Raw genomic sequence first — 20026 nt, forward strand, 5'->3', positions numbered from 1 at the left:
CCCCAGACCCTACATGCCGCCCTCTCACTCCCCCGGGCGCGGACCCACGGGGTTGAACCCGGTGTCCACCAAGCCGAACCTGTGCGCCATCACGGCCGCCTGGGTGCGGTTGCGCAGGCCCAGCTTCTCGATCAGCGCCGCCACGTGGCTCTTGACCGTCGTGACGCCCACGTGCAGCCGTCCGGCGATCTCGGCGTTGGACATGCCCATCCCGACCAGCGTGAGCACCTGCGTCTCCCGCTCGGTGAGCATGCCGGGCACGGGGACGGCCTGCCGCTCGGCGGCCAGGGCCCGTTCGACCACGCGCCGCAGCACCGACGGCGCGAGCAGCGGCTCGCCCGCCGCGGCCCGCCGCACGGCGTCGACCATGCGGTCCGGGGGGTCGTCCTTGACGAGGAACCCGAGGGCGCCCGCGCCGAGGGCGGCGTAGAGGTTGGCGTCCTCGGAGAAGGTGGTGAGCACCACGATGCGGGCCGAGGGCTGGACGGCCAGGATGCGCCGGGTGGCCTCCAACCCGTCGACGCGGGGCATGCGCAGGTCCATCAGGAGCACGTCGGGCCGGTGCCGCTCGGCCAGCCGCACGGCCTCGGCCCCGTCGGCGGCCTCGCCGCACACCTCCATGTCGCCGGCCGCCTCGAGCATCATCCGCACCCCGGCCCGTACGAGCGCCTGGTCGTCGGCCACCACCACGCGGATCACGCGGTCCTCCCGGGCCATCGGCACTCCGGGTCGGCCGGCGGCGGATCGCCGGGGACGGGCCCCGGGATGGGCAGGGCCGCGGCGAGCCGCCACCCGCCGTCCTCGGCGGGGCCGGCGGTGAGGCGGCCGCCCAGCGCCCGGGCCCGCTCCCGCATGCCGGCGATGCCCTGGCCGTGGGAGGGCAGCGCGGCCGCCGGCCCGGCCGCCCCCGGGCCGTTGCGGACCTCCACCGTGAGCTCCCGCTCCTCCATGCCGACCGTGATCTCCGTACGGGCGCCGGGGCCGGCGTGCTTGAGCACGTTCGTCAGCCCCTCCTGGACGATCCGGGCCGCGGACGCCCGCACGACCAACGGGGCCCGCGCCGGGTCGCCGTCGAGGCGCAGGTCCACCGGCAGCCCGGCCGCCGACATCCGGGCGACCGCGTCCCGCATCACGTCGTCGGGGTCGGCGAGGGTCAGCTCCTCGCGCCCGGGGTCGCGCAGCACGGCCAGCAGGCCGCGCAGGTCCTCCAGGACCCGGTGGCCGGTGTCGCGGATGTCGGCCAGCGCCTCGGCGGCCGGGCCGCTCGCCCCCGCGTACTGGGCGGCGCTGGCCCGCAGCACCATCGCGCCGACGTGGTGGGCCACGATGTCGTGGACCTCGCGGGCGATCCGCTCCCGCTCGGCCAGCTGGTCGGCCCTGGTCCGCTCGGCCGCGAGGTCCGCCGCCTGGCGGGCCGCGGCCTGCCGGGAGCCGACGTACCGGCCGATCGCCACGGGCGCGGTGACCATGGTCATGAGGGCCGCGGCGCGGAACAGCGTCACGTCCGACGCGTCGTCGACGATCACGATGGCGGTGACCGAGCAGGTCAGGGCGTAGGCCGCGGCCACCCAGGACCAGCTCGCCCGGGTGGCGAACACGCCGAGCGCGATGAGCGCGAGCAACTGGAGGCTGTTGCCCGTCCGGGGGACGTACTGGTCGGCGACCACGAGCACGACGCTCTCCAGCAGCAGGACCCCGCCCGGGAGGTGCCGCACCACGCCGAGGGCCAGCCCGGCGAGCACGACGACCAGTCCGACCGCCCACACCGGCGGGCTCCCGCTGTCCCAGTACGGCCAGGTCCCGAGCACGGAGAACGCCACGCCGCCCGCGGCCAGCAGCAGGTCGAGCAGCGGGGCCGGGTCCTCCCGGCGGCGCCCCTCCTGGGCGCGCAGGTAGCGGCCGATCAGCACGGGGACCGCGATCAGCCCGACCGAGTAGAACCAGGTGTTGCGGGTGAACGCGATCCCCGGGTCGGCCAGGTTGACCGCGGTCGCGGCGGACGCGAGCACCGCGATCGGGGCCGTCCAGCGCAGGTCGCGCGAGCGGGCCAGCACGCCCACGGCGATCGGGAGCAGCAGCTGCGCGGTGTTCGCGGTGGACGCGCCGAGCTGGTCGCACACCACGAGCAGCACGGCCAGGTGGAGGGCGGCCGCCGCCGGGTGGCGGCGCAGCAGGCCCAGGGGAAGGCCGGCCAGCAGGGAGAACGCGGCCGCGATCCACACGGGCGCGGACGGCCCGCCCCACGACCCCCAGGTCACCAGCACGTCGAGCACGACGCCGCAGGCCGCCAGGGCGACGTCGGTCCCCACGCCCCGCCAGGGGAGCCGCGCGTCCTCGGAGGTCTCCTGCGGACGCCGGAAGAAGGGCCGCCGTACGGGGGACATAGGTGAACGGTACCGGGCGGACGGACGGCGGCCGGTCCTCCATCGGCAGGAGGCCGTCTCCTCCTTCTGGCCGCGAGCCCGGTCCGGACGGCGGGGGGCAGAGCGTGATCACCGGCCCTAGCGTCGGGGCATGGCCAACGAATCAGCGCTCTTCCTCGGGCAGTTCCTCCGCTCCCCCGCCCTGACCGGGGCCGTCGCGCCCAGCTCGCGGCGGCTGTCGTCGGCCGTGTGCGTCCCGGTGCCGGAGCGGGGCGACCCGGTCGTCGTCGAGCTGGGCCCGGGCACCGGGCCGTTCACCGCGGAGATCCAGCGGCGGCTCGGCGGGCGGGGCCGCCACCTCGCCGTGGAGATCAACCCCCGGCTCGCCGCGCATCTGGCGGCGCGCCACCCCGGCGTCGAGCTCGTCGTGGACACCGCCGCCCAACTGCCCGCCCTGCTGGCCGCGCGCGGCGTGGCCGCCGCCGACGTGATCGTCAGCGGGCTGCCGTGGGCCGCCTTCTCCTACGGCCACCAGTCGTCGGTGCTCAGGGCCGTGGTCGAGAGCCTCTCCCCCGAGGGGGCGTTCACCACGTTCTCGTACGTGCACGCCCGGACGCTGCCGCCCGCGCTGCGGTTCCGGCGTCGGCTGGCCGAGTCGTTCGAGGAGGTCGTGCCGGGCCGCACCGTCTGGCGCAACCTGCCGCCCGCCTTCGTCTACCACGCGCGGCGCCCGCGGAGGTGATCTCCCGGGTGATCTCGCTCACGGGCTGAACGTGGTTCTAGTATGGCCCGCGAGCTGGATTGGAGACGGCCATGGACTTCACGCTGCCCGAGAGCGCCCAGGCGGTGCGCCGGGGGATCGCCGACATCTGCTCCCGGTACGGCATGGACTACTGGGAGCGGTGCGAGAGCGAGAAGCGCTGGCCGGAGGAGGTGTGGGCGGAGCTGGCCAAGGGCGGCTGGCTCGGCCTGGCCGTCCCCGAGGAGTACGGCGGCGCCGGTCAGGGGCTGCTGGAGCTCGCCGTCGCGACGGAGACGCTGGCCGCGTCGGGCGCCGCCGGCGGGTCCGCGTTCGTCTACGTGCTGACGCCGGGATTCGGCGCGACCACGCTGGCGCGGCACGGCTCGGCGGAGCAGAAGGCCGAGCTGCTGCCGAAGCTCGCGTCCGGCGAGATCGAGACCTGCTTCGCGCTGACCGAGCCGGACGCCGGGTCGAACTCGCTGGCCGTGTCCACCTTCGCCCGGCAGGACGGCTCCGACTTCGTGATCAACGGGCAGAAGATCTGGATCACCGGGGTGCAGCGGGCCACCTGGATGCTGCTGGTCACCCGGACGATCCCGGCCGCCGAGGCCAAACCCCGCACCAACGGCATGACCGTCTTCCTGGTGAACGTCCCCGAGGCGGTGGCCGCCGGGACGCTGTCGTACCGGCCGATCCCCAAGATGGGGGCCAACACCACGCCGTCCAACATGGTCTTCATCGACGACCTGCGGGTGCCGGCGACGAGCATCGTGGGCGAGCTGCACGGCGGCGTCTCCGTCCTGTGGGACGTGCTCAACCCCGAGCGCGTCCTGCTCGGCGCGAGCGCGCTGGGCGGGGCCGAGGTCGCGCTGCGCGTCGGTGTGGAGTACGCCAGGCAGCGGGAGGTCTTCGGCCGGCCCATCGGGGCCAACCAGGCCGTCGCGTTCCCCCTGGCCCAGGTCAAGGCGAAGATCGAGCTGGCCAGGCTCATGCTCTACAAGGCGGCCTGGTCGTTCGACAACGAGCTGCCCTGCGGCACCGAGGCCAACATCGCCAAGCTGACCGCCTCGCAGGCGGCCTGGGAGGCGGCCGACGCGGCGTTCCAGACCCACGGCGGCATGGCGTACTCGCTGGAGTACCCGGTGGCGCGGCTGCTGGCCGACGCCCGCATCGGCCGGATCGCGCCGGTGACCGAGGAACTGCTGCTCAACTACCTCGCCACCCAGGTCCTCGGGCTGCCGCGCAGCTTCTGACGCGCCCGCCGTGTCCCGGCGCCGGCGGCGGGGAACAAGCCGAGCGAGCGGAAGGAGCCGTCGATGCCCAACTCGTACGCCAGCACCGTGATCGACGCCGGAGCCGACCAGGTCTGGGGCTACCTGCGCGACTTCGGCAACCTGGACGACTGGCTGCCCGGCGTCGCCCTGTGCGAGATCGAGGAGGGGGCGCCGGTCGGGCCCGGGGCGGTGCGCCGGGTCGACGGCGCCGGAGGGCTGTTCCGCGAACGGCTGCTCGCGCTCGACGACGACGAGCGCACGATGACGTACGAGATCCTCCAGTGCCCGCTCCCGGTACGGAACTACCGCGCCACCTGCCGGGTCGCCCCGGTCACGGACACGGGGCAGGCGTTCGTGGAGTGGCACGCCGTGTTCGAGGCCGACGACGCCGCCAAGATGGCCAAGATCTTCACCCGGGGCGTGTTCGCCCCCGGCCTGGAGTCGCTGCGCAAGCGTTTCCCGTGACGGGCGTCAGGAGAAGCGGGGCGGGCGCCGCTCGCGCAGCGCCGCGAGCCCCTCGACCACGTCGGGGCCGGTGAAGCCGAGGAACTCCATGGCGAGCGAGGCGTCGAACGACGGGCCGGCCATGCGCAGCCAGTTGTTCAGCGCGTACTTCGTGAGCCGGATGGCCTCGGCCGGGCCCCGGGCGAGGCGCTCGGCGATCTCCAGGGCCCGCTCGTGCACCTGGTCGTCGTCGACGCACACGCTGACCAGGCCCATCGCCTCGGCCTGCTCCCCCGTGACCGGCTCGCACAGCAGCAGGTGATATTTGGCCTTCGCCAGGCCGCACAGGAGCGGCCAGACGATCGCCGCGTGGTCGCCGGCCGCGACGCCGAGCCGGGTGTGCCCGTCGATGACGCGCGCCGTCCGCCCGGCCACGGACACGTCGGCGAGCAGGGCCACGGCGAGCCCGGCGCCGACCGCGGGCCCCTGGATGGCGGAGACGACCGGCTTCGCGCAGTTGATCACGTTGTAGACGATGTCGCGGGCCTCGGCGAACACCCGCAGGCGCACCGCGTGGTCGCGGGTCATCTCCTCGATCATCGCCAGGTCGCCGCCCGCCGAGAACGCCTCGCCCTCGCCGCGGATCACCACGGCCCTGACGTCGTCGTCGCGGTCGACGTCGCGCCAGATCTCGGCCAGCTCGCGGTGGCCGGTGCGGTCGACCGCGTTCAGCCTCGCGGGCTCGCTGATGACGATCCTGAGCACGCCGTCGGCCGCCCAGTCGGTGCGCAGCTTCTCGTACTCCCGCACGTCGCGCCTCCTCTACCCCTCGGACGATCCCGCCGGCGATCCCGCCGGCCCCACTGGGGACGCCGCCGACGACGCCGCCGACGACGACGGCTCGGAGGTCCCGAACGCGGCGCGCAGCCGGGCGGCGATCAGCTCCCGCGCCTCGTCCGCCTGGTCGAAGAAGCCGGGCAGGCCGACGAAGCCGTGGAGGGAGCCCTCGAAGCAGCGGTGCTCGACCGGAACCCCCGCCTCCGCCAGCGCGGCGGCGTAGGCGGCGCCCTCGTCGCACAGCGGGTCGCACTCCGCGGTGATCACGGTGGCGGGCGGCAGGCCCGACTTGTCCGGCAGGCGGAGCGGCGCCAGGCCCGGGTCGCCGGGGTCGGCCCCGGCCGCGTACCGCTCGACGAACCAGGCCATCTCGTCGGCGTCCAGCCCGAACCCGGCGCCGTACGCCCGGTAGCTGGGGGTGTCCATCGCGACGTCGAGCACCGGGCAGACGAGCACCTGGTGGACGAGGGGCAGGCCGAGGTCGCGGGCCCGCCACGCGGCCACCGCCGCGAGGTTGCCGCCGGCGCTGTCGCCGATCACGGCCACCCTGCCGGCGTCGCCGCCGTAGAACCCGGGCCGGGCGTGGACGTCGCGGACCACGGCGAGGGCGTCGTCGGCGGCGGCGGGATAGGGGTGCTCGGGGGCGAGGCGGTAGTCGGCCGAGACCACCACGGCCCCGGTCCGGCGGGCGAGGTCGCGGCCGAAGGCGTCGTTGCGCTCGACGCTGCCGAAGGCCCAGCCACCGCCGTGGAAGTAGACCAGCACGGGCAGCGCACGCCCGCCCGGCTCCGGCCGGTAGACGCGGACCGGCACCCCGGCCGCGGTCTCGTCGCGCACCTCGGGCAGCTCGATCCGCGGGCCCCGCCGGTCGGCCATGGCGTCGAGCGTGCGCAGCCGCGCGATCTGGGCGGGCGTGAGCGCCGCCAGGTCGACGCCCAGATCCGACGGGAACAGCTTCAGGTAGGCCTCGGCCTGCGGATGCAACGCCATGCCCGGCACACTAACAGCGGCCCCCGACAGGACGTCAGGGACGGGCGGCGTCGACGAACGCCTCGATCAGGCCGTTGTCCGCGCCGCGCTCGGGGTGCCACTGGACGCCCACGGCGAACCGGTGCCCCTGCAGCTCCACGGCCTCGACGATCTGGTCGTCGGCCCAGGCGACCGCGATGAGCCCGGTGCCGAGCCGCCGCACGGCCTGCCGGTGGGCTCCGGTCACCTCGGCCCGGTCCCCGATCGCCTTGCCCACCTTGCTCGACACGCTCACCGTCACCGCGTGCCGGGCCGTCTCGTGCCGGTCGTGGCCGACCGACTCGGGGAGCGACCGGATGAGCGTGCCTCCCTGGGCGACGTTGAGGACGTGCATGCCGCGGGAGATCGCCAGCAGGGGGACGCCGGCCTCCACGGCGGCCTGGGCGAGGGCCACCTCGAACCGGTCGCGGTGCGGCTGCGGCTCGGCGACGTCGTCGCCCCGGTCCTCGGCGTCCTCCTCGCCGTACAGGGCGGGGTCGACCTCGACGCCGCCGGCCAGAACGACTCCGTCGAGGCCGCGCAGGTAGTCGGGGACGGCGTACGGCGTGATGGGAGGCAGCAGCACGGGCGCGGCGCCGGCCTTCTCCACAGCCCGGGCGTACGCCTGGGGCGACACGGCCGCCTCGCGGACCCACACACCCCATCGGGCTGCCTCGAGATAGGTGGTGATGCCGACGATCGGACGTGCCATTTGCGATCTCCCGTGAGTGGTGCGGAGGGGCACGCCCATCATGGCGTACGGCTTTTCTTTTTTGTCACCTTTCTCACCAAGGTTCTCGTCAACCACATCGTTCCAACACGAAGGATAACGACATGATGACGATGCGTAGCCTTCGCACCACCTTGCGATGAATCGGTTGTGACGCCCGACTGCGGGTGAAACACTCCCCGGTGAGCGATCGGTTGAGCCGGGGCCGCCGGCGCTCGTCACCCGGAGCCGTCAGGGAGGTGGATCGACAAAGACCGGAATCCGTTCCGGTCGCAAGGGTGGGACACAACTGATGTCGCTAAATCCGCGCCTCGTCAAGGAGAGCTTCGCACTCGTCGAGCCCGTCGCGGGGAAGGCCGCGGCGTATTTCTACGGACGGCTGTTCTCCGAGAGTCCGCAACTGCGGGGCATGTTCCCGCCCGCGATGGAGGTGCAGCGCGACCGGCTCTTCGGCGCGCTCACGAGAATCGTCTGGATGCTCGACAGTCCCGGCGGGCTCGCGCACTACCTCGCGCAGCTCGGCCGCGACCACCGCAAATACGGCGTCGTCGCCGAGCACTACAAGGCCGTCGGCAACGCCCTCGTCGCGACCGTCAGGCACTTCGCCGCCGAGATATGGAACGAGGAGATCGAGGCCGCCTGGGTGGCGGCGTACGGGATGGCGTCGGAGATCATGATAGAGGCGGCCGAGGCCGAGGCGGGGACGACCCCGCCGTGGTGGCTCGCCGAGGTCGTCGACCACGAGCAGCGCACCCGGGACATCGCCGTGATCACGGTGCGGCCGTCCCAGCGCCTGCCGTTCCTCCCCGGGCAGTACGTGACCGTGCAGACGGCGCGCTGGCCCCGGGTCTGGCGGACCTTCTCCATCGCCAACGCCCCCCGCAAGGACAACACCCTGCGCTTCCACGTGCGGGCGGTGCCCGGGGGGTGGGTCAGCTCGAGCCTGGTCCGGCACACCCGCATCGGCGACCAGGTCCTGCTCGGGCCGCCGGTCGGGACCATGACGCCGGTGGACTCGGGCCGGGACATGCTCTGCGTCGCCGGGGGCACCGGGCTGGCCCCGCTCAAGGCGATCATCGAGCACGTCGTCGCGTCCGGGCGGCGGCCCCACATCCACCTGCTGTTCGGGGCGCGCAGCGCGTCGGAGCTGTACGACATTCAGGACCTGGTCCGGATGGAGTCGGGGTTCCCGTGGCTGCGGGTGCTGCCCGTGGTGTCGGACGAGCCGGCCTACGACGGCATGCGGGGCAGGCTGCCGGAGGTGATGGAGCGCTTCCACTCGTGGGCGGAGCACGAGGTCTACGTCTGCGGGCCGTCCACCATGGTGAACGAGACCGTGCAGCGGCTGCAGGCGTCGGGGGTGCCGCCGGCCCGCATCCACCGGGACACCGTCCAGGGCGAGCCCTGACGATCCGGGGGCGCGGCGGGGCGTCTGCTGGCACGATGGCCACAGGCCGTACAAGGAGGAGGTTCGTCATGGACGCTCTGCTCGCCGTCGGCACCCGCAAGGGGCTGTTCCTCGCGCGATCGAGGGGAGGGGGACCCTTCGAGGTCGAGCCGGTGCGGTTCTCCACGATCGCCGTGCACTCGGTGGCGGTCGACACCCGCCGCGACACGCCCCGCCTGCTCGCCGGCATCGAGTACGGCCACTTCGGCCCGTCCGTCATGTGGTCCGACGACCTCGGGGAGACCTGGCACGAGGCGAACACGCCGCCGGTCGCCTTCCCCGAGCGGACCGGCGCCGCCCTCGCCCGGGTCTGGCAGCTCCAGCCGTCGCCCACCGAGCCCGACGTGGTCTGGGCGGGCGCCGAGCCGGCGGCCCTGTTCCGCTCGGAGGACCGCGGCGAGACCTACTCGCTCGTCGAGGGCCTGTGGGACCACCCGACCCGGCCCCAGTGGCAGCCCGGCAACGGGGGGCTGTGCCTGCACACGATCGTCCCGCACCCGGACGACCCGAAGTCCATCGCGATCGCCGCCTCGGCCGTCGGGTTCTTCCGCAGCGACGACGGCGGCCTCACGTGGTACCCGTCCAACCGGAACATCCGCGCGCCGTTCCTGCCCGAGGGCGCGCAGTACCCCGAGTGGGGGCAGTGCGTGCACAAGGTCGCCCACCACCCGGCGCGACCGGAGCGGCTCTACCTCCAGCACCACTTCGGCGTCTACCGGTCCGACGACTTCGGCGCCTCGTGGACCGACATCGGGTCGGGCCTGCCGTCCGACTTCGGGTTCCCGATCGCCGTCCACCCCGACGACCCGGACACGCTGTGGGTGTTCCCGCTGCACGGCGACGTCGACCGCACCCCGGTCGGCCACCGGTACCAGGTCTTCCGCAGCGAGGACGCGGGATCGACCTGGGAGGGCCACTCCACCGGGCTCCCCGAGGGCCCGGTGCACGCCGCGGTCCTCAGGGACGCGATGGCGGCCGGCCCCGCCGGCCTGTTCTTCGGCACGCGCGACGGGGAGGTGTACGGCTCGCGCGACGACGGGGAGACCTGGACGCGGATCGCCCGGCACCTGCCGGACGTGCTGTGCGTCCGCGCGGCGGTGCTCTGAGTGGCCAGGCCCGTCACGATGGTGACGTTCGTGCTGCCCCGGACGCTCCGCCACCTGGCCGGTCACCGGGACGAGGTCCGGGTGTTCGCCGTAGCCGCGGCCGACGAGCACGCGCCGACGCTGGAGGCCGCCCTCGACACGCTCCGCCGTACGCACCCCTCCCTGGAGGAGCGGGTGCGCGGCGCGGACGGCCGGATCCGCCCGTGGATGGGCGTCTACGTGTGCGGGGAGAACGCGCGGCGGCTGGGCGGGCTGTCGTGCGCGCTCCCGCCGGGCGCCGAGATCCACGTCGCCCCCGCGCTGGAGTAGCCGCCCGCGCGGCTCCTCAGGTGTGGACGATCAGCCAGGTGGCCACGGCGGTCACCGTGGCGGACCGGTTGCCGATGATGTGGGGGCGGCTGCACGGGAACGTGATCGAGTCGCCCTCGGCCAGCGTGACCACCTCGGTCTCGAACTCGATCGTCAGCTCCCCCCGGGTGACCGTGCCCACCTCGTAGCCCTCGTGCCTGAGGAACCGGCCGTGCTCGGCCGACACGGCACGCGGCGGGTAGGTGGACTCGAAGAACTCGACGCCGTCGGTGGGCACCGGCGACAGCCTGCGGAAGGTGACGCCGCCGCCAAGCGTGATCGGGGCGACCTCCCAGGCCCTGCGGATGGCGAAGCGCCGCCCCTCCTCCGGCGCCCCGTCCCCCGAGGCCCCCTCCCGGCCGTCTTCCCGGGGAGCCTCCTCGGCCTTCTCGTCGAAGACGGCCGCGAGCGGCACGCCGATCGCCGAGACGTACGCGATCAGCCTGCTGACCGAGGGGCGCATCGTGCCGCGCTCGATCTGGGAGACGGCGCTCGCCGAGATGCCGAGCTCGCGCGCGAGCGCCCGCAGCGACATCCCCGACCGCACTCGGAGCTCGCGGAGCCGCTCGCCGAGGCGCTCACCGGTGATCGCCTCGATGTCCGAAGGGCCGGTCATGTCCTCCACCACGTCACACGAGCTTTACACGGCCGAAATTCCCGGCCCGACGTCAAGGAATACATTAACGGCAACAGTTAAGTGGCCACTTAACAGCGCGCGCTCCCTGATCACGCCCTCCCCCGCACGATACCCCCCAGGGATGCTGACATGACCGAACACAGCGCACCGCCCCGGCCCCCGGACCACGACGTCGTGGAGGCCGCCGGCATGCCGGTCGGCGCCGGGCTCGTCAAGCCCGGCTACGACCCCCGGCTCGCCAACGAGGACCTCGCCCCGCTGCGCGAGCAGACGTGGTCCTGGTACAACATCTTCGCCTTCTGGATGTCCGACGTGCACAGCGTCGGCGGCTACGTCACGGCGGGCAGCCTGTTCGCCCTCGGCCTGGCGAGCTGGCAGGTGCTGTTCGCCCTCCTCGCCGGCATCCTGATCGTCAACGTCTTCTGCAACCTGGTCGCCAAGCCGAGCCAGGTCACCGGCGTGCCGTACCCGGTGATCAACCGCGCCGTCTTCGGGGTGCGCGGCGCCAACATCCCCGCCGTCGTGCGCGGGGCGATCGCGATCGCCTGGTACGGGGTGCAGACCTACCTGGCGTCCCAGTCGCTCATCATCATCTTCCTCAAGTTCTGGCCCGCCACGGCGGCCCTGAACGACGTGCGGACCTCCGGGTTCCTCGGCCTCCCCGTGCTCGGCTACATCTGCTACGCGATCCTCTGGGTGGCCCAGGCGTTCGTGTTCTGGAAGGGGATGGAGGCGATCCGCCGGTTCATCGACTGGGCCGGGCCGGCCGTCTACGCCGTCATGCTGGTGCTCGCCGTCTACCTGGTCGCCCGGGCCGGCTGGCGGAACATCAGCCTCGACCTGTCCCAGGGCGCCCACCTCGGGTTCGCCGAGTCGGTCCCGGTCATGCTGGGCGCGATCGCCCTAGTGGTGTCGTACTTCTCCGGGCCCATGCTCAACTTCGGCGACTTCTCCCGGTACGGCCGGTCGTTCTCCGCCGTGAAGAAGGGCAACCTGCTCGGGCTCCCGGTGAACTTCCTGTTCTTCTCGCTGCTGACGGTGATCACGGCGTCCGCCACCGTGCCGGTCTTCGGCGAGCTCGTCACCGACCCGATCCACACGGTCCAGCGGATCGACACGCCGTTCGCGATCCTGCTCGGCGGGCTGACGTTCGTGGTCGCGACCGTGGGCATCAACATCGTGGCCAACTTCATCTCGCCGGCGTTCGACTTCTCCAACCTCAGCCCGCAGCGGATCAGCTGGCGGACCGGCGGCATGATCGCCGCGGTCGGCTCGGTGCTCCTCACCCCGTGGAACTGGTACGGCAACCCGGACGCCATCCACTACACGCTGGGGCTGCTCGGCGCGCTCATCGGCCCGCTGTTCGGCATCCTCATCGCCGGCTACTACGTGGCGAGCAGGCAGCGGGTGTGGGTGGACGACCTGTTCACCCTCGACCAGGGCGGCCGGTACTGGTTCAGGAACGGCTACAACCCGAACGCGGTCTGGGCGACGGCCGCGGCCGGCGTCCCGGCGATCGTGTCGGTGCTCGCGCCGAAGATGGTCCTCGACCTCGGCCTGACGACGACCGACCTCACGTGGGTGGCCGACTACAGCTGGTTCGTCGGGTGCGGGCTCGGCTTCGCGGCGATGGTGGTCCTGGAGCGGGTCTCGCCGCGCATCGGCGGCCTCGACCGCGACGTCCACCTCGCCGCCGACGGGGCGGCGCCGGCCCGCCCATGACCCGGATCACCGTGATCAACCCCAACACCGCCCGGGCGATGACCGAGACCGTCGGCAGGCGCGCCCGGGCGGTGGCGGCCCCCTCCACGGCGGTCGCCGCCGTCAGCCCGTCGATGGGCCCGGAGTCGATCGAGAGCCACTACGACGAGGCGCTGGCCGTCCCCGGCGTGCTGGCCGAGATCGCCGCCGGCGAGCGGGACGGGACCGACGGCTACGTCATCGCCTGCTTCGGCGACCCCGGCCTCGACGCGGCGCGCGAGCTCGCCGCCGGGCCGGTGGTCGGCGTCGCCGAGGCGGCCATGCACGCCGCCACGCTCGTCGGCCGCACGTTCAGCGTCGTGACCACGCTCTCGCGCACCGCCGGGCGGGCCTGGGACCTCGCCCACCGGTACGGCGCCGCGGGCGCCTGCCGGGGCGTGCACGCCTGCGACATCCCCGTCCTCGACCTGGACGGCCCGGGCGCGCGGGAGGCCGTCGCCGATCTGTGCGCCCGGGCCGTGCGGGAGGACGGCAGCGACGTGGTCGTGCTGGGCTGCGCGGGGATGGCCGCGTTCTGCGACGAGGTGGCGGAGAAGGCCGGCGTGCCGGTGGTCGAGGGCGTGGGCGCGGCCGTCAAGCTGGTCGAGGCGCTGGTGGCACTCGGCCTGCGGACGAGCCGGCGCGGCGAGTACGCCCCGCCGCCGCCCAAGCGCTACTCGGGCCTGCTCGGCGGCTTCACCGTCGGACCGGAGGGTCAGACCTTGCGCCAGGCCGGGATCCAGGCGCCGTTCTCGACCACGTAGTCGCCGAACAGCGACGGGGCCTCCTCGCGCATGATCTCGCCGATGCGGTTGAACACGAGGCGGATCTCCTCCTCGGCCCCCTCCGCCGTACGGGACTCGATGGTGTTGCGCAGGGTGCGGACGTTGGCCGTCCAGACGAGGCCGGTGGCGACGCCCTCGGGGGCGAAGCGGCGCATGAACGAGGTGCGGTGCTTCTTGTCCGCGAACGGCACCCCCTCGGCGTCGAGCCCGAAGTGCTGGGCCGCCCAGCTCTGGAACTCCTCCATCCGGTCCAGCAGCTCGGTCGCCCGCTTCATCAGCTCGGCGTCCTGCCGGGCCCAGTCGGGGAACCAGAACGGGATGTCGGCCAGCCGGACGAACCGCAGCGACTCCTGGGAGATCGCCACGCCGGGCCGGTGCCGCACCAGCTCGTGGGTGAAGACCCGGGAGACGTTGTGCAGCACGAAGCTGAAGCTGATGTGCTCCAGCACCGACCCGTGGGCCGAGGCCAGGATGTTGCGCAGGTAGGCGTCCTGGTCGGAGCGGATGCGGGTGACGTTCGGGTTCAGGCCCGGCTCGAACGAGCGGTAGCACAGCCGCCCCGCGAACTCCGCCAGGTTCTGCGCGTCGAACTCGCCCCGTTCGAGACGGTCGAGCCAGGACTCGCCGCCGATCTCGTGCAGATAGCGGGCGAGCTCCTCGTAGTCCAGCTCGGGCCGGGCGACGAGGAAGACCTCGGGTTCGACGCTGCGCATTCTCGTACCCCTGGTGGTGCTGATAACGACCGTCATAGCAAACCAGATCCCCGGCTCAGGCGTGCCGCGGGGTGCCGCTGCGCAGCAGGAAGTCCTCGACGACGAGGGTGGCGGCGCCCAGCGCCACGGCCTCCGGGCCGAGCCGTCCCAGCTCGATCGACACCTGGGCCATCGGCTGGGCCAGCGCGTGCCGGGCGGCGGCGGCCCGGATCTCCGGCAGCAGCGCGCGGCCGAGCAGCAGCCCAGCCCAGCCGCCCACGATGATCCGCTCCGGGTTGAACAGGTTGATCAGATTGCCGAGCCCCGCACCGAGGAACGCCACCGCCTCGTCGAGCACCGGGCGGGCGGCGGGGTCGGTCAGCATCGCGGCCAGGGCGCTCTCCTCGTCGCCCCCGGGCAGGTGGCCGGCGCCGTGGCTCGCGAGGATGGCCTCGGCCCCCACGTACGCCTCCAGGCATCCGACCCCGCCGCACCGGCAGGCCCGGCCGTTCACCGCGATCGTGGTGTGGCCCCACTCGCCGGCGCTGCTGGACACGCCCCGGTAGGTGGCGCCGTCGGTGATGATGCTCGCGCCGACGCCGGTGCCGATGAGCGTCATCACGACGTGGCGGGCGCCCACCCCCGCCCCGAACCACAGCTCGGCCTGGCCCATCGTCTGGGCCCCGTTGTCGGCGAAGATCGGGATGGCGGTGCCGGCCCGGAGACGGTCGCCCAGCGGCACGCCGTTCCAGCCGAAGGCGCGGGCGTGGATGAGCAGCTCGGGGCGCTGCTCCACGATGCCGGGCACGCCGATGCCGATGCCCAGCACCTGCGACTCGTCCACCCCGGCGTCCGCCAGCACCGACCGCAGGCCGGTCAGGATGTGATCGACGACGACCGAGGGCTCGTGGCGGCGCGGCTCCAGCGCGTACTCCGCCTTGGCCTTCTCCGTCATCGACAGGTCGAACAGCTCCAGCCGGACCCGGGTCTCCCCCACGTCCACGCCGACGACGTAGCCGTACGACTCCTGGACGCGCAGGAGCGTGCGCGGGCGGCCGCCGTCGGAGTCGACGGCGCCGGCCTCGACGACGATCCCGTCGGCGATGAGGTCGCCGACGACGTTGCTCACCGTGGCGGGGCTGAGACCGGTCAACCGGCTGAGGTCGTGGCGGCTCAGCTCGTGGCCGAAGTAGAGCGTGCGCAGCAGCAGCGACCGGTTCCCCCTGCGCACGTCGCGGAGCGTGCCGCGCTGCGGACGACGCACTGTCCTCACCCCCGCCCCATAATTCAGGTCTTGTACCAAGGCCGCAAGCGGGATGTCAGGTGATGTCCCTGCGGACCGTCGTGGCGGAGGCGACGGCGGCGAACAGGAGGGCGTACCCGGCGAGCACGAGAGCCCCGCCCCACGCGGGCAGCAGGTCGGGCCGGCCGAGCCCGGCGTCGAGGTCCATCCGCATCAGCGCCTGCGCGGCGCCCGCGGGCAGCCACCTGCCGACCGGCTGCAGCACCGGGATCGCGGTGAAGATCTGCTCGATCACGTACGTCCAGACCACGGCCCCGACGATGGCGGCCACCTGGTTGCGCACGAGCGCCCCCAGGCCGATCCCGAACAGCGCGTACAGCGCGAAGGCGGCGAGCAGCCCGGCGGTGGTCTGCGGGAGGTGCGAGGCGGACGGGGAGAACGTGCCGCCGGACAGGATCACGGCAGGGATCACCGTGACGGCCTCCAGCAGCAGCACGGCCACCCCGAACAGCAGGCCGGCGATCACCCCGGCCAGCAGCTTGGCGGCCACCACCGGGAACCGGCGCGGCGTGGTGAGGAACGTGCCCGTGATGGTCTGGTAGCGGTACTCGGCCGTCATCATCACGACGCCGAGGATCGTCACGAGGATGGTCCCGCTGGAGCCGCTCCCCCAGGCCAGCTGGGCCCACTGCGGGGTGTCGCGGGCGGGCAGCCCCGCCGCCCCGTTCTGCGTCACCCCGGCCAACGCGATCGCGAAGCCCAGGAAGAGCGCGATCAGCAGCAGCATGACGAGCAGGAGGACCCACCACAGCCGGGTCGTGAACAGCTTCTGCAGCTCGGCCCTGATCAGCGCGGTCATCGCTCCTCCGTGAGATCCAGGAAGACCTTCTGCAGGTCGGTGCGCTCCTCGACCAGCTCGCGCAGCGCCACCCGGCGGTCGAGGGCGATCCGGCCGACCTCCTCGGCGGTCAGGCCGCGCACCCGCAGCAGGCCGTCCTCCACCCGCTCGACGGCGCCTCCGGCCGTCTCGAGGGCCGGGCCCAGCTCCGCCGCGTTCACGGCGCCGACGCGGACCACGGACCGTCCGTTGCTGGTCAGCTCGGTCAGGGTGCCCTGCCGGACGAGCCGGCCCCTGGCGATGATCACCACGTTGTCCACGGTCTGCTCCACCTCGGACAGGACGTGGCTGGACACGAGCACGGCCGCGCCCTGCTCGTGGGCCAGGTGCCGCAGGAATCCGCGCAGCCACTCGATCCCGGCGGGGTCGAGGCCGTTGGCGGGCTCGTCCAGAATGTAGACGCGCGGCCGGCCGAGCAGCGCGGCGGCGAGCGCGAGCCGCTGGCGCATGCCCAGCGAGAAGCCCAGCACGCGCTTGCCTGCCGCGTCGGCCAGGCCGACCTGGGCCAGCGCCTCGTCCGCGCGGGACTGCGGCAGCCCGGCCGCCGTGCACAGGATCCGCAGGTGGTTGCGGGCCGTCCGGCCCGGGTGGAAGCTCGTGGCCTCCAGGACGGCCCCCACCTCGGTCAGCGGGGCCGTAAGGGACGCGTAGGGCCTGCCCCCGACCAGCGCCCGCCCCGAGTCGGGGGCGACCAGGCCGAGCAGGCAGCGGAGGGTCGTCGTCTTGCCCGCGCCGTTGGGGCCGAGGTACCCGGTGACCGAGCCGGCCTCGACCGTGAACGAGACGCCGTCGACCGCCCTCACCGGTCCGAACGACTTCACAAGATCGTGGATCTCTATCGCAGCCATCGGGCCGATTATCGTGCCCGGGACGGACGGGTTCCTCCTCTTCAAGGATGATCCGTCCGCCCCGGCCCGTGCCGCGGCTCCCCACGGTCGAGTGATCAGCAGGACGGCCACCGCCGCCACTCATCGGCGGCCTTTCCCGGCTCATCGCCGTCGCCAGGATCCGCCTGCCGCCGGTAGCGACCGGGCCGCCGTCGACGTGCGCCGGCTCAGCCTTCCTCGTCGTCCCCGCGCCGGCGGAGCCTGGCGATCTCACCGGAGAGCCTGCCCGTCACCGATCTGGCCCGGTCGAGGGTCTCGTTGCCGAGGTGCCGGGCGGCGTCGACACCCTCCGCTCCTGTCTCGAGCACCTTGTCCCTCACCTCCACGGCCGCGTCCACCCAACGTCTCGCCTCCAACGACTGCCGGGCGCGCTCGATCCCGAGCCGTCCGTGGAACTCGACGACGGCGATCGCGACGTGGTTGCTCGAATGCACCAGAGCCCGGACCGTTGCCGGGTGCAGCAGCACCTTCGTGTTGGCCGAGTCCGCGGCCGCGTCCATGCGGGCCATCAGACGCTCGGTGCTCCGCGAGATGAGTTCCAGCCGGTTCCGCCGTGCGGCCCGAAGTGCGAGGCGATGCCGGTCCAGCTCCTCGGGAGACGCGTCCAGCACCCGGTCGAGTTCGAGCACGGCGACCGCGTCCTGCAGCTGGAAGCAGCGAGCCAGAACGGCGAGCCACTCCTGAACCTTGAGCTCGGCCTCTCTGGACGTCTTGGCGAGATCACCGATCTTGGTCTTGTGCTCCATCTTCTCGGCGAGTGCGTCGAGTTGACGCAACGCGTACGCCTGGGTTTTGGCGATCGTCACCGGCGTGGCCTGCACCTTCGACCACGTGACCTCGGAGACCCGGCCCACCTGCTCCCGGATGGTCATGGCCTCCTCGATCACGAGGTCCACGCCGATCATGTCCGCCAGCACGGCGTCCTTCTGGGCGCGGAGCACGTCGTCGACCTTCTCGTCGATCGCGGCGAGATAATCGGTGATCTCGTCCATGGTCTGCTGCATCGCGAGCTGCGCCATGAGCCCCGCGGCACCGGCCAGGAACGCTGGGTTGGTCAGAAGCGATCCGGGCGTCCTCGCCAGCTCCAGAAGTCCCTTGATCTTGCCGTTCTCCGTCAGCACAGCACGGCTGACACCCGGCTCCGAACCTGTCATCAGGTTGTACTTCTTCATCGCTTGCGCGGACTGCTCGGTCAGCTTCACCCAGCGACCGGAGTTGGCGGCGATCTCGGAACCCGCCTGTGCGACCCCAGCCCCGGAACTGAAAACGGATCGGAGCCGTTTCAGTCCGAGGTCCTTCGACGGCAGTCCCTCGGAGACGAGGAAACGCTCGACGGCCGCCGGACTCCCGACGACCGCCAGGCCGTCGCCGTCGCTGATCAGCTCGATCTCGTCATCCATCGTCGGCTCCTGACGTGTGGGGGGGAAAGCGCTCTTCGCAGGTGAAGGCGGAGTCGGGGTGCGCGGGGCGATGCGGGGTGGGTGTCGGGGCCGTCCAGGATGGGAGTTCATCGCTCACCGTCCGGTGGAGGACCTCGACGCGCCCCAACGCTACCGCCGGCGCCCCTGGCCTGACCGCGTTCTGCAGCCTCAAGAAGATCGGATCCGGGACTGCGGCGGGAGCGGACGTCTCGCGCGGATCCCGCACGCCCTCATGATCCGCAGTGCGAGTCAGAGGCGGTAGACGCGGCGGGCGTTGCCGGAGCCGATCATGTGGGCGATCCTGGCCGCGTCCGCCGGGCTCCACTCCCCCTCGGCCAGGCGCCCGGCGATCGCGCGGGCGAGGCCCCTGCGGTGGTAGAGCGCCCCGAGGTGGCACAGCTCGGCCGCGCCGTAGCAGTCCGAGCTGAACATCTGCTTGTGGAACGGCGCCAGCTCCAGCAGCTCGGCGACGACGCGGGCCGACCCGGCCGCCGTGTGCGTGAGCGCCAGCCCCACGTCCACGTAGACGTGCGGGAAGACGCTCGCGAGGTAGGCCGCCTGCCGGTGGTAGGGGTAGCAGTGCAGCAGGACGACCGGCACGCCGATGGGCGCGAGCGCCCGCAGGAACTCGGTCAGCACCGCGGGGTCGGCCCGGTGCAGGTCGACGTCGGCGTCCCCGAAGCCGCAGTGGAACTGCAGCGGCAGGCCACGCTCCCGGGCGACGTCGACGGCCGCCCACAGCAGGTGCCGGACGAGCACCGGGTCGTCGAGCCGCCGTTTGGGGTCGGCCAGGCGCCGCCCGGCGGCCGCGATGACGCTTCCCCGCGACGGCCGGGACGGGTCGAAGTCGAGCCCGCACCGGTAGGCGGCGATCGACTTGAGCCCGGCGGCGCGCGCGGCCCGCGCGGCCAGCTCCTCGCGGAGCGTCCCGGCGTACTCCACGGCCGACAGCCCGGCCTCGGCGACGTCCTGCTCGATCCGCTCCAGCCGGACGATCTCGTCGGCCGCCGCGCCGCCCAGGCGCCCCATCTCGGCGGGCGTGAGCAGCCCGGGCGCGTCGAGTCCGGTGTCGACCAGGAACGCCGCGACGCCGGCCGCCCGCAGCAGGCGCCGGTTGACCTCGCCGGCGCCGAGCTCGGACCGCCGGGACAGGTAGACGGCCGGGGAGGCGTGCGGCTCCAGGCCGAGCACGGGCGCGCACCACCGCCGGATCGCCGCGCCCACGGGGGTGTCGAAATGCGTGGTCCCCGGTGGGGCGGGCGCGCCCGACTCCGTGATCATGAGCTCGAACTCGGACCTCGACGGGTCGTCGCGCCGCACGCCGTGGCAGTGGTGGTCCACCATCGGCGCGAGCAGCGCCGCGCGCACCGGGTCGGGAAGATCCGCGGGCAGCACGTCGTCGGGTCGCGTCTCCGGCACGGGAG

General features: G+C 73.1%; 20 protein-coding genes. 8 read left to right on the forward strand and 12 right to left on the reverse strand.

From position 1 onward, the window contains the following. Positions 1-24 precede the first annotated feature (24 nt). Entirely contained in the window at positions 25-717 is a 693-nt protein-coding gene (locus tag Mco01_RS21865) for a response regulator (RefSeq protein WP_239103807.1), read from the reverse strand. After that, positions 696-2384 carry a sensor histidine kinase gene (locus Mco01_RS21870; RefSeq protein ID WP_204058763.1) on the reverse strand — a complete coding sequence of 563 codons (1689 nt, stop codon included), beginning with the start codon at positions 2382-2384 and terminating at the stop codon, positions 696-698. Before Mco01_RS21870 ends, Mco01_RS21865 begins: the two co-directional genes overlap by 22 nt. Before the next feature lie 130 nt (positions 2385-2514). Here Mco01_RS21870 and Mco01_RS21875 point away from each other — a divergent pair, with 130 nt between their 5' ends. The 3 genes from Mco01_RS21875 to Mco01_RS21885 all read left to right on the forward strand — a co-directional run bounded on the left by Mco01_RS21875 (position 2515) and on the right by Mco01_RS21885 (position 4844). Beyond that, positions 2515-3105 carry a class I SAM-dependent methyltransferase gene (locus Mco01_RS21875; RefSeq protein WP_204058764.1) on the forward strand — a complete coding sequence of 197 codons (591 nt, stop codon included), beginning with the start codon at positions 2515-2517 and terminating at the stop codon, positions 3103-3105. A 71-nt stretch (positions 3106-3176) separates the two neighbouring features. Further along, positions 3177-4358 carry an acyl-CoA dehydrogenase family protein gene (locus tag Mco01_RS21880; protein WP_204058765.1) on the forward strand — a complete coding sequence of 394 codons (1182 nt, stop codon included), beginning with the start codon at positions 3177-3179 and terminating at the stop codon, positions 4356-4358. 63 nt (positions 4359-4421) lie between these two features. After that, positions 4422-4844, forward strand: a complete 423-nt coding sequence (locus Mco01_RS21885; protein WP_036319716.1) for an SRPBCC family protein — start codon at positions 4422-4424, stop codon at positions 4842-4844. A 6-nt stretch (positions 4845-4850) separates the two neighbouring features. Here Mco01_RS21885 and Mco01_RS21890 read toward each other — a convergent pair whose 3' ends face one another. Genes Mco01_RS21890 through Mco01_RS21900 form a run of 3 tightly spaced genes read right to left on the reverse strand, consistent with a single transcriptional unit; the run spans position 4851 to position 7380 of the window. Then, entirely contained in the window at positions 4851-5633 is a 783-nt protein-coding gene (locus tag Mco01_RS21890; RefSeq protein ID WP_204058766.1) for an enoyl-CoA hydratase/isomerase family protein, read from the reverse strand. A gap of 12 nt (positions 5634-5645) precedes the next feature. Next, complete coding sequence (locus Mco01_RS21895) at positions 5646-6650, reverse strand: alpha/beta hydrolase (RefSeq protein ID WP_204058767.1); 1005 nt, start codon at positions 6648-6650, stop codon at positions 5646-5648. Positions 6651-6684: 34 nt separating this feature from the next. Next, on the reverse strand, positions 6685-7380 hold the full coding sequence (locus Mco01_RS21900; RefSeq protein ID WP_204058768.1) for a gamma-glutamyl-gamma-aminobutyrate hydrolase family protein: 696 nt from the start codon (positions 7378-7380) through the stop codon (positions 6685-6687). Positions 7381-7690: 310 nt separating this feature from the next. Here Mco01_RS21900 and Mco01_RS21905 point away from each other — a divergent pair, with 310 nt between their 5' ends. From Mco01_RS21905 to Mco01_RS21915, 3 genes are all read left to right on the forward strand, one after another. Next, positions 7691-8806: a globin domain-containing protein gene (locus Mco01_RS21905; RefSeq protein ID WP_204058769.1), complete on the forward strand. Its 1116-nt coding sequence runs from the start codon at positions 7691-7693 to the stop codon at positions 8804-8806. A gap of 68 nt (positions 8807-8874) precedes the next feature. Continuing rightward, positions 8875-9951 (forward strand): WD40/YVTN/BNR-like repeat-containing protein, encoded by a 1077-nt coding sequence (locus Mco01_RS21910; RefSeq protein ID WP_204058770.1) that lies wholly within the window; start codon positions 8875-8877, stop codon positions 9949-9951. Continuing rightward, positions 9952-10260: a ubiquitin family protein gene (locus Mco01_RS21915; RefSeq protein WP_204058771.1), complete on the forward strand. Its 309-nt coding sequence runs from the start codon at positions 9952-9954 to the stop codon at positions 10258-10260. A 16-nt stretch (positions 10261-10276) separates the two neighbouring features. Here Mco01_RS21915 and Mco01_RS21920 read toward each other — a convergent pair whose 3' ends face one another. Next, a complete protein-coding gene (locus tag Mco01_RS21920; RefSeq protein ID WP_204058772.1) occupies positions 10277-10915 on the reverse strand; it encodes a helix-turn-helix domain-containing protein in 639 nt (212 codons plus the stop codon). 150 nt (positions 10916-11065) lie between these two features. Between Mco01_RS21920 and Mco01_RS21925 the strand changes: the two genes are divergently transcribed. Both Mco01_RS21925 and Mco01_RS21930 read left to right on the forward strand, forming a co-directional pair. Continuing rightward, on the forward strand, positions 11066-12658 hold the full coding sequence (locus Mco01_RS21925) for an NCS1 family nucleobase:cation symporter-1 (RefSeq protein WP_204058773.1): 1593 nt from the start codon (positions 11066-11068) through the stop codon (positions 12656-12658). Next, positions 12655-13440, forward strand: a complete 786-nt coding sequence (locus tag Mco01_RS21930) for an aspartate/glutamate racemase family protein (RefSeq protein ID WP_204058774.1) — start codon at positions 12655-12657, stop codon at positions 13438-13440. Before Mco01_RS21925 ends, Mco01_RS21930 begins: the two co-directional genes overlap by 4 nt. Here the strand turns inward: Mco01_RS21930 and thyX are convergent. From thyX to Mco01_RS21960, 6 genes are all read right to left on the reverse strand, one after another. Further along, positions 13392-14174, reverse strand: a complete 783-nt coding sequence (gene thyX / locus Mco01_RS21935; protein ID WP_204058775.1) for an FAD-dependent thymidylate synthase — start codon at positions 14172-14174, stop codon at positions 13392-13394. The genes Mco01_RS21930 and thyX overlap by 49 nt on opposite strands. Before the next feature lie 55 nt (positions 14175-14229). Then, complete coding sequence (locus tag Mco01_RS21940; protein ID WP_239103808.1) at positions 14230-15426, reverse strand: ROK family transcriptional regulator; 1197 nt, start codon at positions 15424-15426, stop codon at positions 14230-14232. 46 nt (positions 15427-15472) lie between these two features. Continuing rightward, on the reverse strand, positions 15473-16255 hold the full coding sequence (locus Mco01_RS21945; RefSeq protein ID WP_204058776.1) for an ABC transporter permease: 783 nt from the start codon (positions 16253-16255) through the stop codon (positions 15473-15475). Continuing rightward, positions 16252-17142: an ABC transporter ATP-binding protein gene (locus tag Mco01_RS21950; protein WP_204058777.1), complete on the reverse strand. Its 891-nt coding sequence runs from the start codon at positions 17140-17142 to the stop codon at positions 16252-16254. Before Mco01_RS21950 ends, Mco01_RS21945 begins: the two co-directional genes overlap by 4 nt. Positions 17143-17348: 206 nt before the next feature. Beyond that, positions 17349-18581, reverse strand: a complete 1233-nt coding sequence (locus Mco01_RS21955) for a hypothetical protein (protein WP_239103809.1) — start codon at positions 18579-18581, stop codon at positions 17349-17351. A 270-nt stretch (positions 18582-18851) separates the two neighbouring features. Continuing rightward, positions 18852-20021 (reverse strand): amidohydrolase family protein, encoded by a 1170-nt coding sequence (locus tag Mco01_RS21960; protein WP_239103810.1) that lies wholly within the window; start codon positions 20019-20021, stop codon positions 18852-18854. Between the last annotated feature and the right edge of the window lie 5 nt (positions 20022-20026).

Source organism: Microbispora corallina, assembly GCF_016863035.1.
GTDB classification, from domain to species: Bacteria; Actinomycetota; Actinomycetes; order Streptosporangiales; family Streptosporangiaceae; genus Microbispora; species Microbispora corallina.

Excerpts from the sequence above, each read along its gene's own strand:
- thyX (WP_204058775.1), bottom strand. The coding sequence starts at position 14,174 with ATGCGCAGCGTCGAACCCGAGGTCTTCCTCGTCGCCCGGCCCGAGCTG.
- Mco01_RS21900 (WP_204058768.1), bottom strand. The coding sequence starts at position 7,380 with ATGGCACGTCCGATCGTCGGCATCACCACCTATCTCGAGGCAGCCCGA.
- Mco01_RS21875 (WP_204058764.1), top strand. The coding sequence starts at position 2,515 with ATGGCCAACGAATCAGCGCTCTTCCTCGGGCAGTTCCTCCGCTCCCCC.
- Mco01_RS21865 (WP_239103807.1), bottom strand. The coding sequence starts at position 717 with ATGGCCCGGGAGGACCGCGTGATCCGCGTGGTGGTGGCCGACGACCAG.
- Mco01_RS21950 (WP_204058777.1), bottom strand. The coding sequence starts at position 17,142 with ATGGCTGCGATAGAGATCCACGATCTTGTGAAGTCGTTCGGACCGGTG.
- Mco01_RS21925 (WP_204058773.1), top strand. The coding sequence starts at position 11,066 with ATGACCGAACACAGCGCACCGCCCCGGCCCCCGGACCACGACGTCGTG.
- Mco01_RS21905 (WP_204058769.1), top strand. The coding sequence starts at position 7,691 with ATGTCGCTAAATCCGCGCCTCGTCAAGGAGAGCTTCGCACTCGTCGAG.
- Mco01_RS21910 (WP_204058770.1), top strand. The coding sequence starts at position 8,875 with ATGGACGCTCTGCTCGCCGTCGGCACCCGCAAGGGGCTGTTCCTCGCG.
- Mco01_RS21885 (WP_036319716.1), top strand. The coding sequence starts at position 4,422 with ATGCCCAACTCGTACGCCAGCACCGTGATCGACGCCGGAGCCGACCAG.
- Mco01_RS21955 (WP_239103809.1), bottom strand. The coding sequence starts at position 18,581 with ATGGATGACGAGATCGAGCTGATCAGCGACGGCGACGGCCTGGCGGTC.
- Mco01_RS21930 (WP_204058774.1), top strand. The coding sequence starts at position 12,655 with ATGACCCGGATCACCGTGATCAACCCCAACACCGCCCGGGCGATGACC.
- Mco01_RS21945 (WP_204058776.1), bottom strand. The coding sequence starts at position 16,255 with ATGACCGCGCTGATCAGGGCCGAGCTGCAGAAGCTGTTCACGACCCGG.
- Mco01_RS21880 (WP_204058765.1), top strand. The coding sequence starts at position 3,177 with ATGGACTTCACGCTGCCCGAGAGCGCCCAGGCGGTGCGCCGGGGGATC.
- Mco01_RS21895 (WP_204058767.1), bottom strand. The coding sequence starts at position 6,650 with ATGGCGTTGCATCCGCAGGCCGAGGCCTACCTGAAGCTGTTCCCGTCG.
- Mco01_RS21870 (WP_204058763.1), bottom strand. The coding sequence starts at position 2,384 with ATGTCCCCCGTACGGCGGCCCTTCTTCCGGCGTCCGCAGGAGACCTCC.
- Mco01_RS21920 (WP_204058772.1), bottom strand. The coding sequence starts at position 10,915 with ATGACCGGCCCTTCGGACATCGAGGCGATCACCGGTGAGCGCCTCGGC.